Origin of the sequence: Methyloversatilis universalis EHg5, assembly GCF_000378945.1 — a bacterium.
Classification (GTDB): domain Bacteria; phylum Pseudomonadota; class Gammaproteobacteria; order Burkholderiales; family Rhodocyclaceae; genus Methyloversatilis; species Methyloversatilis universalis_A.
The window spans coordinates 3808504-3823481 of sequence record NZ_KB900539.1 but is presented as its reverse complement, the minus strand read 5'-3'; the positions used below and the strand labels follow the sequence as shown (position 1 = coordinate 3823481).

Genomic DNA, 14978 nt, shown 5'->3' with positions numbered 1-14978 from the left:
GCAAAGCCGGCCCGTTCGGCAGGCGCAGCGCATGCGCTGCGAAACCCCTTGGTACGAGGCCCGGCTTTGCACAGCCGGGCCGTTCAGCCGGCGCGGCGCTTGCGCCGCGAAACCCCGGCTTCACCCCCGCCGAGGGGGCTGCGCTCATCCACGGTCGGCTTTGCACAGCCGACCGGTTGCGCGGGCGGCGAGCAGTGCTCGCCGAAACCCCCGCTACACCCCTCGGGGCGGCCCTTCGGGCGGCGCGTTGGCTCCCGCCCTCACTGTGTTCGCTCAGGAGGGCCGGCTTCGCACGGCCTGCCTGTTCGGCAGGCTCAGCGTCATGACGGATAGCGTATGAGTGCCACCCTGATTCTTGCACCGGGCCGCGAGCGCTCGGTCATGCGCCGCCACCCGTGGATATTCGCCGGTTCGGTCGACCGCCTCGAGGGGCGGGCCCGGCCGGGCGATACGGTGCTGGTGCAGGCGGCCAGCGGTCGCGTGCTGGGCCGCGCGGCGTTCTCGCCGGCGTCGCAGATCCGCGCCCGCATGTGGACCTTCGAGGACGAGTCGATCGACGACGCCTTCTTCCGTCGCACGGTGACGCGTGCGGTCGAACAGCGACGCGATCTGCCCGAACTGGCGGGCGAATTCGGCCCGCGCGGCGGCGTGCGGCTGCTGCACGGCGAGTCCGACGGCCTGCCCGGCGTGATCGCCGACCGCTACGCCGACGTGATCGTGCTGCAGATCACCGGCGCCGGCGGCGAAAAGTGGCGGCAGGCTATCGCCGACGCGCTGGTGCGCGCGACCGGCATCGCCCGCGTCTATGAACGTTCCGATTCCGACGTCCGCGCGCTCGAAGGTCTGGAGCCGCGCTGCGGCTGGCTGGTCGGTGACGGCGAGCCGCCCTTTCCGGTGATTGCCGAGCCCGGCGTGGCCGGCGACGTGAATATCGAGATCGATGTGGCCGGCGGCCACAAGACCGGTTTCTATCTCGACCAGCGCGACAATCGCCGGCTGTGTGGCGAACTTGCGCGCGAGCGCCGGGTGCTCAACTGCTTCTGCTACACCGGTGGTTTTTCGCTGCACGCGCTGGCCGGCGGTGCCGCCTCGGTGCTGTCCATCGATTCGTCCGGTCCGGCGCTGGCGACCGCGCAGCGCAACGTCGGCCACAACCCGCAGATCGACGCCGGTCGCGCCGAATGGCTGGAAGCCGACGTGTTCCAGGCGCTGCGCACCTTCCGTTCCGAAGGCCGCCGCTTTGACCTCATCGTGCTCGATCCGCCCAAGTTCGCACCGTCGGCCGCGCACGCAAAGGCGGCCGCCCGCGCCTACAAGGACATCAATCTGCTCGGCTTCCGGCTGCTTGCGCCGGGCGGGCTGCTGATGACCTATTCCTGCTCTGGCGGGGTCGATCCGGATTTCTTCCAGAAGATCGTGGCCGACGCCGCGGCCGATGCCGGCGTGTCGGCCCGGGTGCTGCGACGGCTGTCTGCGGGGGCCGACCATCCGGTCGGTCTGGCCTTCCCGGAAGGCGAGTATCTGAAGGGCCTGCTGCTGCGCGTGAGCTGAGTACCGGGCTGACCGTGGCCGGGCAGTGATCCGGTCGACGGTTTTTCATCAAAACATTGGTATCCTCTTCGCCTTTCCAAACCTTGGAGTTCATGCGGATGGCCACCAAGAATGCCAGCAAGGCCGACAAGCCGCTGACCGAAGCCGACGTCCTCAAGATGCCGGAAAAGGACTACATGAACGAAGCGCAGCTCGCGTTCTTCCGCGATCTGCTGGCGCGCATGCGCGACGACATCCTGCGCAAGGCCGACGAAACCGTCGAGCACATGCGCGAGGTGGACAATGTGTCCGATCCGGCCGACCGCGCGACGGTCGAGGAAGAGCACACGCTGGAACTGCGCGCCCGTGACCGCGAGCGCAAGCTGCTGAAGAAGATCGAACAGGCGATCGAGCGCATCGACAACGGCGACTACGGCTATTGCGATGAAACCGGCGAACCGATCGGCATCGGCCGCCTGCTTGCCCGTCCGACCGCGACGCTGACGATCGAGGCGCAGGAGCGCCGCGAACGCCTGCAGAAGCTGTACGGCGACTGAGGCCGGGCGCGGACACACGTGATGTTCAGGCGCCTGTCCGCGCTGCGGTTCGGTCCGCTGCGGTTCGTCCTGCTCGTGCTGTGCCTCGTCGGGGCGCAGCACGTATCCCTCGTTCACGCTTTCGAGCACCTGTCGCCGCGCGCGGCGGTGCTGGCTGACAGCGATGACGACGGCGCACCGACCCATGCGGCGGTGTGCCCGGACTGTCTGTCCGCCCATTCCCTGGCTACGCTGTTTTCCGGCACCGCGCCGGATACCGTGGTGGCCGACCTGTCCCATGTGCTGCGCGCTGCCTCGCTGCGGGTGGCGGTTCATGGGGCCGCGCCTGAGCCGTGTGCCCACGGCCCGCCCGTCTTTCCGCTGATCTGATCCGTCGCGCCGTCCGGCGCGTTTCATTCGATTCAGTCATGTCCGTGCGGCCATCCGCGCGGACGCGCCCGCCATGGCGGGCGCCGGGAGATATTTCATGCAGTTCAAGAGCCTTCTGGGCGGCGCCGTTGCGGCGGCCGCCTCCGCATCCTTTTCCGTGCCGGTGTACGCGCAGTCCATCCAGACCCTGCCGGCGGTGGTGGTGACCGGTAATCCGCTGGGCAGCGACCTGTCCGATCTGGTCAGCCCGGTATCGGTGATGGACGACCACGACCTTACGCTGCGCGGCGCCAGCACGCTGGGCGAAACCGTGGGCAATCTGCCGGGCGTCAGCTCGACCTGGTTCGGCCCGAACGCCAGCCGCCCGGTCATCCGCGGCATGGACGGCGACCGCGTGCGCATCCTCGGCAATGGCGGCGCCACCGTCGACGCGTCCTCGCTGTCCTTCGACCATGCCACCACGGTTGATCCGCTGGTGGTCGAGCGGGTCGAAGTGGTGCGCGGCCCGGCCGCGCTGATGTATGGCGGCAACGCGATGGGTGGCGTGGTGAACACGCTGGACAACCGCATTCCGCAGTCGGCCATGAGCGGCGCCAGCGGCCGGGTCGATGGCGTGGTCGGCGGTGCCGATTCCACCCGCGCACTGGCCGGCCGGGTCGAATTCGGCAAGGAAGGCTTCAACCTGCACGCCGACGGTTTTACCCGCAGCACGTCAGACCTGCGTATTCCGCGCAGCAGCGGTGCCTCCCGCCTGCGCAATTCGGCGGCCGACAGCGAGGGTGGCGGCATCGGTGCGTCCTGGGCTGGTGACAAGGGCTATATCGGCGCCTCCTACGGCATCTACGATTCGACCTACGGCACCGTGGCCGAGCCCGGCGTCACCATAGACATGCGCAGCGAGCGCTGGGATCTGGCCGGTGAAGCGCGCGATCTGGACGGCTTCATCACCGGCCTGAAATTCCGCGCCGGCCATACCGACTACCAGCATGTCGAGCTGGACGCCGGCACCCCCGCCACCCGCTTCTTCAGCAAAGGCAGCGACGTCCGGGTCGAAGCCAGCCATGCCGAAATCGGCCGCTTCCGCGGCGTGATCGGCGCCCAGTTCGACAGCAGCGACTTTTCCGCGCTGGGTGACGAAGCCTTCGTGCCGTCGACCCGCACCGACAGCCGCGCGCTCTTCCTGTTCGAGGAAACGCGCATCGGTGCGCTCAAGCTCACCTTCGGCGGCCGGCTGGAGCGGGTCGAGGTGGGCACCGACGGCGGTGGCCCGAACGATCCGAACACCGGTGCACCCCGCTTCGAGCCCGCGCAGGAGCGTCGCTTCACTGCCCGCAGCGCGGCGCTGGGCGCCATCTACCCGCTGAACGACACCTTTTCGGTCACGTCGCAGTTCGCGCATACCGAACGCGCGCCCACTTTCTACGAACTGTTCGCCAACGGTCCGCACGCCGCCACCGGCAACTACGAAGTGGGCAGCGCCGGTCTGCAGAAAGAACAGTCGAATTCGATCGATGCCCAGTTGCGGGTGAAATACGGCGAGCACAGCGGCAGCCTCGGCGCCTATTACAGCCGCTTCGGCAATTACATCGCGCTGGCCGGTACTGGTCGCAACCGCGAAGAGGACGGCCTGCTGAACCCGGCCGGCGAACTGCCGGAATTCGCCTACCAGGCGGTGCCGGCGAAGTTCTACGGAATGGAGGCCCAGGCTCACCTGCTGCTGTGCCGCTGCGCCGGCGAGCTTCACCTCGATCTTCAGGCCGACATGGTGCGGGCCACCAACCGCGACACCGGCGAACCGCTGCCGCGGATCGCGCCGGTGCGTGGCATGGCGGCGCTGAACTGGCATCGCGAGGCAGTGAACCTGCGCATGGAAGTGCAGGGCGCGAGCCGGCAGGACCGGGTGGCATCGGGCGAGTCCGAAACCGCCGGCTATGCGCTGGTGAATGCCTTCGCCAGCTACGACTTCAGGTCGGGCGGCATGAACTGGGAGGCCTGGCTGCGCGGCAACAACCTGTTCGACACCGAAGCGCGCAACCACGTGTCCTTCCTCAAGGGGCTGGCGCCCATGCCCGGCCGCAGCATCATGGCCGGGTTGCGGGCCAGTTTCTGAGCGGAGCGGGCCAGGCGGCGGATGCCGCCTGATACATCTGGGGGATGCGTGGCCCCCGGTTTGGCAGGTAAAGTGACGGTTCATATGCACTTAACTGCCGCCCGGCTGTCCGAGCCGCACCGGCACGCAAACCGACGCACCCGTGGCTTTTTCCTTTTTCAAGAAAACCCCTGCGACGCCGCAGGTCGAAACCCGGAAGCCGGCTCGTCCTGCCGCGCCCTCCGCGGTGCCGGCCAGCCGTGCGCCGGACAGCGCCTTTGAACACAGTGCGGCGCCGTCTTCGGCCGGGCTGATTTCGCTCGACTTCGTGTCCAGGGACCCGCTGGACGGTGCCCGCCGCACCGGCAAGGGCGAACTTGAAGTGCGCGATGTGTCCAGCGGCCTGAACCCGGTGGTTGAAGAAGCCGCCATGCTGTTCGCCAACGGCGACGACGAAGCTGCGCTGTCGGTACTGGAAAAGGCCACGTTCGCCGAATTGGGCAGTTCGACCGAACAGGTGTGGGCCATGCTGTTCGATCTGTGTCACGCACTGGGACGGGTCGATGCCTTCGAGGCGCACGCGCTGGCCTATGCCGAACGCTTCGAGCGTTCGGCGCCCACCTGGCCGGCCACGCCCTCGGGCGGCGCCTGTGGCGGACCGCCGACGCTCACTCTGTCGGGCAAGCTCACCGCGGCCAGCCAGCCTTCGATTGCGCAGATCGAACGCCTGAGCGCCAAGGCGCCTGTGGTGAGGCTGGATCTGGCGCGGCTGCACGAAGTCGACGAAGACGGCGCCCGCCTGCTGCTGGACGTACTGACCGACGTGCGCCGGCGCGGCCATGGCGTGGCCATGCTCAGCACGGCCGGCCTGCGCGACCTGCTGGCACCGCGCATCGTGCCGGGTGAGGCGCAGGGGCCGGCGCAGTGGCTGCTCTATCTGGAAACGCTGCAGCAGCTTGGCGACGAAGCCAATTTCGAGGAATTCGCCATCCAGTACGCGATCACCTTCGAGCTGTCGCCGCCGTCCTGGGATGCACGCTGGGTCGCTTCCGTGCTGGTGCCGCCGGCGGCCGAGACCGTACAGCCCGCCTGTGGCGGTCCGATCGCGCTGCGCGGAGAAGTCGTCGGTGCGCGGCAGGATGCCTTCGCAGCGCTGCAGCAGGCCGATCTGCCGCAGGGCGTGATGAAGGTCGACTGTTCGGAGCTGCGCCGGATGGATTTCATCAGCGCCGGCCTGCTGTTCAACGTGATCACCGCGGTACAGGCCACCGGCCGCCAGCCGCGGCTGGTCGATGTGCGGCCCATGGTGGCCGCGCTGCTGCTGCTGATCGGTGTCGCCGCGGTCGCGGAAATCCAGCAGCGGCGTTTCTGACACCACCCGCCCTGCCGTGCGCGGCGCCGCAAGACGCGCCCCCGGCTGCTTTCAGATCTTTTCGGGAATCGCCATGGAACAGTATCACGGCACCACCATCCTGTCGGTGCGTCGCCCCAATCAGGTCGCCCTTGGTGGCGACGGTCAGGTCACGCTCGGCAACATCGTGGTTAAAGCCACCGCGCGCAAGGTGCGCCGGCTGTATCAGGGCCGCATCCTGGCCGGTTTTGCCGGCGGCACCGCCGACGCCTTCACGCTGTTCGAGCGCTTCGAAGCCAAGCTGGAAAAGCACCAGGGCCATCTGGTGCGCAGCGCGGTCGAACTGGCGAAGGACTGGCGCACCGACCGCATGCTGCGCCGGCTCGAAGCCATGCTGGCGGTGGCCGACCGCGAGTCCTCGCTCATCATCACCGGCAACGGTGACGTGCTGGAGCCGGAAGGCGGCATCGTGGCCATCGGCTCCGGCGGTGCCTACGCACAGTCGGCCGCCCGCGCGCTGGTCGAGAACACCGATCTGCCGGCGAACGAGGTGGTGTCCAAGTCGCTGGGCATTGCCGGCGACCTGTGCATCTACACCAATCACAGCCACACCATCGAAACCCTGGAGTGGTGAATACCGTGTCCGCATCCGCCCAAGTCATGACCCCGTCCGAAATCGTGTCCGAACTGGACAAGCACATCGTCGGTCAGCAGCAGGCCAAGCGCTCGGTCGCGGTGGCCCTGCGCAACCGCTGGCGCCGCGCTCAGGTGGCCGAGCCGCTGCGCACCGAAATCACGCCCAAGAACATCCTGATGATCGGCCCGACCGGTGTCGGCAAGACCGAAATCGCGCGCCGGCTGGCGCGGCTGGCGAACGCGCCCTTCATCAAGGTGGAAGCGACCAAGTTCACCGAAGTGGGCTATGTCGGCCGCGATGTCGACACCATCATCCGCGATCTGGTCGAGATCGCGATCAAGGACCTGCGCGAGCGCGCGATGAAGGCGGTGCGTACCCGCGCCGAAGACGCCGCCGAAGACCGCATTCTCGACGTGCTGCTGCCGCCGGCCCGCCCGGTCGGTTTCGGCGTCGATGCGCCGGCGGCCGACGAGAGCGGCACGCGCCAGAAATTCCGCAAGAAGCTGCGCGAGGGCGAACTGGACGACAAGGAAATCGACATCGAACTGGCGGTGGCGCCGGCGTCGATGGAAATCCTGACCCCGCCCGGCATGGAAGAGCTGACCGGCCAGCTGCAGTCGATGTTCCAGAACATGGGCACGCAGCGCCGGCGCAGCCGCAAGATGACGGTGCGCGAGGCGATGCGTGCGCTGGCCGACGAAGAGGCGGTGCGCCTGGTCAACGAGGACGAGGTGAAGCAGCAGGCGCTGGCCGCGGTCGAGCAGCACGGCATCGTGTTCCTGGACGAGATCGACAAGGTGGCGTCGCGCTCGGATCACGGCGGCGCCGACGTGTCGCGCCAGGGCGTGCAGCGCGACCTGCTGCCGCTGGTCGAAGGCACCACCATCACCACCAAGCACGGCATGGTGAAGACCGACCACATCCTGTTCATTGCCAGCGGTGCCTTCCACCTGTCGCGGCCGAGCGACCTCATTCCGGAGCTGCAGGGGCGCTTTCCGATCCGGGTCGAGCTGGAGTCGCTGTCGGTGGACGATTTCGAACGCATCCTGACCGCAACCGATGCCTGCCTGACCCGCCAGTACGCCGCGCTGCTGGCAACCGACGGCGTCACGCTCGAGTTCGCGCCGGACGGCATACGCCGGCTGGCCGAGGTAGCGTGGTCGGTGAATGAGCGCACCGAGAACATCGGCGCGCGCCGGCTGCATACGGTGATGGAAAAGCTGCTGGAAGAAGTGTCCTTCGATGCTGGCCAGCACAGTCGCACCGTGACCGTGGACGGCGCCTATGTCGATGCGCGTCTGGGCGAACTTTCCCGCAGCGAGGACCTCGCACGCTACGTGCTCTGAGCACGCCTGCATCGCGCAAGCCCCTTACGCAACGATAACGAGAACACGATGACGCCCCTGGTCCGTACGCGCCTGTATTTCCTGCTGTCCTACTTCTGTTTCGGCCTGGTGGCCTTCGCGCTGTGGCTGCAGCATGTCGAGCAGCTGGCGCCCTGCCCGCTGTGCATCCTGCAGCGCTATGCCTTCGTCGGCGCCGGCGTGTTCTTCCTGCTGAGCGGCCTGTTCGGTGGCGCGCTCGCACGCAGCGGCCTGTGGGCGGCCGGACTGGTGGCAGCGCTCGGTGCCGCGGTTGCCGGCCGGCACGTGTATGTGCTCTACCACCCGTCGGTGAGCTGCGGTCTTGATCCGGTCGAGGATTTCGTCAACAGCCTGCCGCCGGCGCAGTGGCTGCCCCAGGTGTTCTTCGCCGATGGGACCTGTGGCGCCAAGCTGCCGCCCATCTTCGGTCTGGACATTCCGGAGTGGTCGCTGCTGTGGCTGGCGGTACTGACCATGGTGGCTGTGCTGCTTTCGTTGCGCCGTGGCTGAAGAGCCGACGGTGACTGTTCCGCCTCGATGACACCGGGCACGGTCAGACCGCCCGGCCTGCACAAGCGCCGGGCGCTGTAGCAGAATGCGCCGTCCGCTCCCGTGCAGGGCGGGTGGAGACCGCAGCAGACGGTCCCTAACGGTCTGAGGAGATCATGAATAATTCCAAGAAACCCGTGATCGTGGTGGTCGGCGGCGGCGCCGGCGGCCTCGAACTGGTTACCCAGCTGGGTGACCGCTATGGCGCCAAGGGCTTGGCCGACATCGTGCTGGTCGATGCCTCGCCCATCCACATCTGGAAGCCGCATCTTCACGAAGTCGCGGCCGGTCGCATGGACATGCACATGCACCGGCTGGAATACGTCGCGCAGGCGCGCTGGCACAGTTTCGAGTTCCAGATGGGCCGGATGACGGCCATTGACCGCGCGCGCAAGACCATCCATATCGAGGCGGTGGCCGACTTTGACGGCGAACCCATGCTGCCGGAGCGCGAGCTGCATTACGACCATCTGGTGATTGCCATCGGCAGCACGGTGAATACCTTCGGCATTCCGGGTGCGGAAGAGCACACGATGGCGCTGGACACCACGCACGACGCAGAGCGCTTCCGCCAGAAGCTGGTGGCCGCCTGCATGCGCGCGGACGCGCGTGCCGAGCGCGGCGAACCGCACGAAGTGTCGATCGCCATCATCGGCGCTGGCGCCACCGGCGTCGAACTGTCGGCCGAGCTGCGCCACACCAGCAAGGTGCTGCGCGCCTTCGGCGTGCACAGCATGGATCCGCGCAGCGACGTGCGGATCACGCTGATCGAGGCGGCCGACCGGGTGCTGCCTGCACTGCCGGCGCGCATTTCGGCCTCGGCTGAAAAGCTGCTGCGCGACATGGGCATCGACGTGCGTACCTCGGTGCGCGTCAGCGAACTGCGCCAGGACGGTCTGGCCACGCCGGGCGGCGAATTCATCCGCGCCGACCTCATGGTGTGGGCGGCCGGCATCAAGGCGCCCAACATGCTGTCCGGTTTCGGCGGGCTGGAATCGAACCGCATCAATCAGCTGGTGGTGGACGACCATCTGGTCACCACGCACGACCCGGACATCTACGCCTTCGGCGACTGCGCGGCCTGTCATTGGCTGGGCGGCGAAGGCACGATTCCGCCGCGCGCCCAGGCGGCGCACCAGCAGGCCAGCTATCTGGTGAAGATTTTCGCCATGCGGCTGGAGGGCAAGGGCGACCCCGGCCCCTTCCGCTACAAGGACTTCGGTTCGCTGGTGTCGCTGGGCAAGAGTGGCGCGACCGGCAATCTGATGGGTGGCGTGGTCGGCGGCAGCATGTTCATCGAAGGTCTGGTCGCGCGCATGATGTACCGCTCGCTGTACCAGATGCACCAGATCGCGCTGCACGGCTGGATCAAGAGCTCGCTCGACGCGGTGGCCCGCTTCATCAAGCAGAGCACCGAGCCGCACGTGAAGCTGCACTAGCCTTTTGAGGGGCTAGGGGCTAGGGGCTAGGGGCTAGGGGCTAGGGGCTAGGGGCTAGGGGCTAGGGTCAGGCGGTCTGACCCGCGCCGCATACCGCGCAGCCCGGGTCGCGCGGCAGCGTGATGCTGCGCCACTCCATGCCGAGCGCGTCCAGCAGCAGCAGGCGGCCGGCCAGCGTGCGGCCGGTCTGCGCCAGTATCTTCAGCGCCTCGGCCGCCTGTACCGTGCCGATGATGCCGGTCAGCGGCGCGAACACGCCCATCACCGCGCAGCGCACTTCCTCCGATTCGCCGCCTTCCGGAAACAGGCAGTGATAGCAGGGCGCGTCCGGCTCGCGGCTGTCGAACACCGCCACCTGACCATCGAAACGGATGGCCGCACCCGACACCAGCGGCGTGCGGGTCGCCACGCAGGCGCGGTTGATCGCGTGGCGGGTGGCGAAGTTGTCGCTGCAGTCCAGCACCACGTCCGCGGCCGCCACCTGTGCCTGCAGTTCATCGCCAGCCAGGCGCTGCTTCAGCGCAATCACTTCGGTGCCCGGATTGATATCGTGCAGCGCATCGCGCGCCGACTCCACCTTGGCGCGGCCGACCGACTGTTCGCGGTGCAGGATCTGCCGCTGCAGATTGGTCATGTCCACCTCGTCGTCATCGACGATGACCAGCGTGCCGACGCCGGCCGCTGCGAGGTAGAGGGCGGACGGGCAGCCGAGGCCGCCGGCGCCGACGATGAGGGCGCGCGAACCGAGCAGGCGGTCCTGTCCTTCGATGCCGATCGGGTCGAGCAGGATGTGGCGGCTGTAGCGCAGCAGTTGCTGGTCGTTCATGGGGGGCGGTGGCCGCCTCGGGGTGCGGGCGGCGAAATGTGGCGGGTGGGACGGCGTACTCAGCGGTATTCGCGCAGTTCGCTCGGGGTGTCGTCGTGGTCGCCGTGCGCGTGGTGTTCCCAGGCCTGCACGTAGATTTCGTTCGATTTCTTGATCAGCCGCTCCGGCTGTTTCAGGTTGCGCAGCTGGGTGTCCTCGCAGAAATAGAGCACGGCGCGAATGAGCCGCATGCCGATCGAGCGGTCGAGCACGAAACCGTGCTTGCGCAACGCCCGTTCAATGCTGCGGAAGCTGTGCTCGGCCAGGCTGTATTCGATCGCGATCACGCGCTCGCGCTGGCCGGTCACCACGATGCGGCCGATGCGCCCGATCAGGTCGAGCGCATCGCCGGCGCTGCGCGGACAGCGTTTGCAGAAGCGCAGTTCGCGGTGCTTCATCAGCCCGGCCTGAGGGCCGTAACCGGGTTTGCGCGGCGCGCGGTGCTCGCGGCCGAAACGACGCTGGCTGGCATGTGCGACCATGATTCAGCTCCTGCATCCGGTGGCGCCCGGCGGGCACCACCCGGTCGCGGCCTCGACAGGCCGCAGTAGGCCCGACCTCAGTTCTTCTGCATGATCTGTAGGCCCTTCAGCAGATTCAGGGCCTGGGTGAACTGGTAGTCCGAGCCGGTGGCGAATTCAAACGGTGCGGCCGGTTTGGCGTCGTCGTCGTCGTCCCGCCCCGGCTTGGCCTTGCCGGCCGCGGGCCTGACCACCGATTCCTCCGGTTCCTTGTCATTGCCCAGATGGCGGTCGAGGTCCGCTTCGCGCAGACGCAGTCCGCCACCCGAACCGTTGGGCGACTCTTCGACCACGATGTCCGGCACGATGCCCTTGGCCTGGATGGAGCGGCCGTTCGGCGTGTAGTAGCGCGCGGTGGTGAGCTTGATCGCGGTGTTGTTGGCCAGCGGCATGATGGTCTGCACCGAGCCCTTGCCGAAGGTCTGGGTGCCCATGATGACCGCCCGCTTGTGGTCCTGCAGCGCACCGGCGACGATTTCTGAGGCCGAGGCCGAACCCGAATTCACCAGTACCACCATCGGCACGGTCTTGGCACCCGCCGGCAGCGTGGCCAGGAAGTCCTCGCGCGAACCGCGCAGATAGTCTTCCGGCGCAGCGATGAAGCGGCGCTTGGCGTCTTCGGTGCGGCCGTCGGTCGACACCACCAGCGACTTCGGTGGCAGGAAGGCGGCCGACACGCCGACTGCGCCATGCAGCAGGCCGCCCGGATCATTGCGCAGATCAAGCACCAGACCCTTCAGTTCGCCGTCCCTGTACAGCCGGCCAATGTGCTTGGCGATGTCTTCGGCGCTGGCTTCCTGGAACTGGGTCAGGCGCAGATAGCCGTAGCCCGGCTCGACCAGCTTGGACTTCACCGACTGCACCTTGATGATTTCGCGGGTCAGCGTGACTTCAAGCGGCTTGGTTTCGCCCTTGCGCGCGATGGTCAGCCGGATGCTGGTGGCCGGCTTGCCGCGCATGCGCTTGACCGCGTCGCCCAGGGTCAGGCCCTTGGTCGAGGTGTCGTCCAGCTTGATGATGAGGTCGCCAGCCTTGATGCCGGCGCGGAAGGCGGGCGTGTCCTCGATCGGCGACACCACCTTGACGAAGCCGTCTTCCATGCCGACCTCGATGCCGAGGCCGCCGAACTCGCCCTGGGTGCCTGCCTGCAGGTCCTTGAACGCGTCCTGATCGAGGTAGGCCGAATGCGGATCGAGACCGGACAGCATGCCGCTGATCGCGTGCGTGATGAGCTTCTTGTCATCGACCGGCTCGACATAGCCGGATTTCACCGCGTTGAGTACGTCGGCGAACTGGCGAAGTTCTTCGACCGGCAGCGTGGAGCCGGGCGTCTTGTTCGCGTTGGCGGAGAAATTCAGGCTCAGCAGTACGCCGGCGCACAGTCCGATCAAGACCAGCCCGGTTTGCTGCAACTTCTTCTGCATCGATGCACTCCGCGAAAATGATGGCCAGGGCGGGCTGAAACCCTTACTGCGCAACCCATTTCAAGGGGTCGAGCGCTTGTCCCTGATGCCTCAATTCAAAGTATAAACCCGATTCCGAAGCCCCACCGCTGGCGCCCACCGAAGCGATCACCTCACCAGCTCGCACCGTGCTGCCGACCGCTTTGAGCACCGCTTCGTTATTGCCATAGATGCTCAGATAGTGATCGCCATGGTCAACGATGACCAGGTTGCCGAAGCCGCGCAGCCAGTCGGCGAACACCACGGTGCCGGCAGCGACCGCCTTCACGTCGCCGGAGGCTGCGCGGATGAAGATGCCGCGCAGCGGTGTGCCGCCATCGGCGCTTTGGGCACCGAAGCGGCGCGCAAGTTCTCCGCTGGCCGGCCAGGGCAGGCGCCCGCGCAGTTTCGTGAAGGCGACGCCGCCGTGGTCCACCGGCGCCGACTGCACCACCGGGCCGCTGGCTTCGCGGCCGCGCGGTGCGGCGGCCGTGCCCTGCGTATCCTCGCCGGCGGGCGTTGCGGGGCTGGTCGGCTGTGCGGCGGGGCGGGGGGGCGTGCGCACGCTGCGGCGTGACAGCGATTCGACCAGCCGGCCCAGCCGGGCCTCGTCGCGCTTGAGCTGGGCCAGTTCCTTGCGCTCGCTGCGCAGCTGGCCGGCGATGCGGTCCAGCACCTTGCGGCGCACGTCATGTTCGGCCTGCAGTGTCTTGCGTTCGCGTTCGCGCCCTTCTTCCAGTGTGCGCAGCTCTTCCAGCTGCGCATCCTGAGTGGCCAGCAGTTCGCGCTGCCTGGCCAGCGTGGCGCGGTGTTCGTCCATCAAACGGAGCTGGCTTTTTGACAGGCTGCGCAGATAGTGCAGGTCGCGCGCGCTCTGGTTGGGATCGGTGCCGGACAGCAGGTGGCGCAGCGCATCGGCTTCGCCGGCGCGCTGGTGGCCGCGCAGCAGCCGGGCCAGCTGCTCCTGCTGCGTATGCAGTTGCGCCTCACCGGCCGCGACCTCGCGCCGGTTGTCGAGAAGAGTGGCTTCAACCGCCCGGCGGCGGTCGCTGATGTCGCGCAGCGTGCGGGTGGCGTCGGAAATCGCTTTTTCCGAGCTGTGCAGCTCGTCGCGGGCTTCGCGGTGGGCGCTTTCAGACTGGTTCAGTTCATCGCGCAGCGCTTCCATGCGCTGCTGCAGAGCGCGCAGCTGGTCCGGTCCGGGCTGGACTGCGCGCTCGGCGAGGGCGGCTCCGGGCAGTGCGCACAGCAGCGCCCGGATCAGCCAGCCCTTCACTCCATCCACGGTGCGCGCTGTTCGGCCGATTGCGGCTCTTCGGATTCCGGAATCGGCGGGCGCTGACGCTGCGGCACCGCACGGCTCTGGTTGGCCACCGCGTCGATGGCGGCGCGGATGGCTTCCTGATCGCCGAGGTAGTAATGGCGGGTCGGCTTCAGGTTTTCGTCCAGCTCATACACCAGCGGCTGTGCGGTCGGAATGTTCAGACCCAGGATGTCCTGTTCCGACACGTTGTCCAGATACTTGATCAGCGCGCGCAGGCTGTTGCCGTGAGCGACGATGAGCACGTTCTTGCCGGCTTTGATCTGCGGCGCGATTTCCGCGTCCCAGAACGGGATGACGCGGGCCACGGTGTCCTTCAGGCATTCGGTGCGCGGGAATTCGGCGTCCGGCACTTCGGCGTAGCGCGGGTTCTTGCGGTCCAGGCGCGGATCGTCCTCTTCCAGCGCCGGCGGCGGGGTGTCGTAGGAACGGCGCCACACCAGCACCTGTTCCTCGCCGAACTTCTGCGCGGTCTGTGCCTTGTTCAGGCCCTGCAGCGCGCCATAGTGGCGTTCGTTCAGCCGCCAGGTCGGGCGGATCGGGATCCACATCAGGTTCAGCTGTTCGAGCGCGACATAGAGCGTTTTGTTGGCGCGCTTGAGCACCGAAGTGAAGGCCATGTCGAAGCGGTAGCCTTCACGGTTGAGCAGACGGCCGGCTTCGCGGGCCTCTATTTCACCTTTGTCGGTCAGACCGACGTCGGTCCAGCCGGTGAAGCGGTTTTCCTTGTTCCAGACGGATTCGCCGTGGCGCAGCAGAACGAGCTTGTACATATTTCGGGTGGGCTATGTGGTGACGCGCGACGCCCCGGTGAGACGTGCTGCACTGCGGACTCGTGGTCTGCAGGTGGACGGACCGCGCTTGGGCTAAAATGCGTATTTTCCCAGAAAACGCAGCGCGCGGCCCGGTAAAAATTGGCCCGGACATGACAGCTTGCAATCCGG

14 protein-coding genes are annotated in these 14978 nt (G+C 67.4%); 9 read left to right on the top strand and 5 right to left on the bottom strand.

Going from position 1 to position 14978, the window contains the following annotated elements; all coding sequences use genetic code 11:
* Nucleotides 1-336: 336 nt before the first annotated feature.
* The 9 genes from METUNV2_RS0117405 (at nucleotide 337) to METUNV2_RS0117365 (ending at nucleotide 9885) form a co-directional block, all read left to right on the top strand.
* Nucleotides 337-1551 carry a class I SAM-dependent rRNA methyltransferase gene (locus METUNV2_RS0117405; protein WP_018230752.1) on the top strand — a complete coding sequence of 405 codons (1215 nt, stop codon included), beginning with the start codon at nucleotides 337-339 and terminating at the stop codon, nucleotides 1549-1551.
* Nucleotides 1552-1649: 98 nt separating this feature from the next.
* Nucleotides 1650-2087, top strand: a complete 438-nt coding sequence (gene dksA / locus METUNV2_RS0117400) for an RNA polymerase-binding protein DksA (RefSeq protein ID WP_018230751.1) — start codon at nucleotides 1650-1652, stop codon at nucleotides 2085-2087.
* Nucleotides 2088-2108: 21 nt separating this feature from the next.
* Nucleotides 2109-2456, top strand: a complete 348-nt coding sequence (locus METUNV2_RS0117395) for a hypothetical protein (RefSeq protein ID WP_018230750.1) — start codon at nucleotides 2109-2111, stop codon at nucleotides 2454-2456.
* A gap of 97 nt (nucleotides 2457-2553) precedes the next feature.
* The gene (locus METUNV2_RS0117390; protein WP_018230749.1) at nucleotides 2554-4566 is read left to right on the top strand and encodes a TonB-dependent receptor; all 2013 of its coding nucleotides are present in this window, start codon (nucleotides 2554-2556) and stop codon (nucleotides 4564-4566) included.
* A gap of 142 nt (nucleotides 4567-4708) precedes the next feature.
* Nucleotides 4709-5917, top strand: coding sequence for an STAS domain-containing protein (locus METUNV2_RS0117385; protein WP_018230748.1), 1209 nt, complete (start codon nucleotides 4709-4711; stop codon nucleotides 5915-5917).
* 73 nt (nucleotides 5918-5990) lie between these two features.
* The gene (hslV, locus tag METUNV2_RS0117380) at nucleotides 5991-6530 is read left to right on the top strand and encodes an ATP-dependent protease subunit HslV (protein WP_018230747.1); all 540 of its coding nucleotides are present in this window, start codon (nucleotides 5991-5993) and stop codon (nucleotides 6528-6530) included.
* 26 nt (nucleotides 6531-6556) lie between these two features.
* Nucleotides 6557-7879, top strand: a complete 1323-nt coding sequence (gene hslU / locus METUNV2_RS0117375; RefSeq protein WP_018230746.1) for an ATP-dependent protease ATPase subunit HslU — start codon at nucleotides 6557-6559, stop codon at nucleotides 7877-7879.
* Between the two features lie 48 nt (nucleotides 7880-7927).
* Nucleotides 7928-8407, top strand: coding sequence for a disulfide bond formation protein B (locus METUNV2_RS0117370; protein ID WP_018230745.1), 480 nt, complete (start codon nucleotides 7928-7930; stop codon nucleotides 8405-8407).
* Nucleotides 8408-8562: 155 nt separating this feature from the next.
* Nucleotides 8563-9885 carry an NAD(P)/FAD-dependent oxidoreductase gene (locus METUNV2_RS0117365; protein WP_018230744.1) on the top strand — a complete coding sequence of 441 codons (1323 nt, stop codon included), beginning with the start codon at nucleotides 8563-8565 and terminating at the stop codon, nucleotides 9883-9885.
* A gap of 67 nt (nucleotides 9886-9952) precedes the next feature.
* On the opposite strand, the gene METUNV2_RS0117360 is transcribed toward METUNV2_RS0117365, so the two are convergent.
* From METUNV2_RS0117360 to gpmA, 5 genes are all read right to left on the bottom strand, one after another.
* Entirely contained in the window at nucleotides 9953-10711 is a 759-nt protein-coding gene (locus tag METUNV2_RS0117360) for a HesA/MoeB/ThiF family protein (RefSeq protein ID WP_018230743.1), read from the bottom strand.
* Between the two features lie 59 nt (nucleotides 10712-10770).
* Nucleotides 10771-11232 carry a hypothetical protein gene (locus METUNV2_RS0117355; protein WP_018230742.1) on the bottom strand — a complete coding sequence of 154 codons (462 nt, stop codon included), beginning with the start codon at nucleotides 11230-11232 and terminating at the stop codon, nucleotides 10771-10773.
* Between the two features lie 77 nt (nucleotides 11233-11309).
* Nucleotides 11310-12695, bottom strand: a complete 1386-nt coding sequence (locus METUNV2_RS0117350) for a S41 family peptidase (RefSeq protein ID WP_018230741.1) — start codon at nucleotides 12693-12695, stop codon at nucleotides 11310-11312.
* Between the two features lie 43 nt (nucleotides 12696-12738).
* Nucleotides 12739-13998 carry a murein hydrolase activator EnvC family protein gene (locus METUNV2_RS0117345; RefSeq protein WP_232415707.1) on the bottom strand — a complete coding sequence of 420 codons (1260 nt, stop codon included), beginning with the start codon at nucleotides 13996-13998 and terminating at the stop codon, nucleotides 12739-12741.
* Nucleotides 13986-14807, bottom strand: a complete 822-nt coding sequence (gene gpmA / locus METUNV2_RS0117340; RefSeq protein ID WP_018230739.1) for a 2,3-diphosphoglycerate-dependent phosphoglycerate mutase — start codon at nucleotides 14805-14807, stop codon at nucleotides 13986-13988. The genes METUNV2_RS0117345 and gpmA overlap by 13 nt, the downstream gene beginning before the upstream one ends.
* Nucleotides 14808-14978 lie beyond the last annotated feature (171 nt).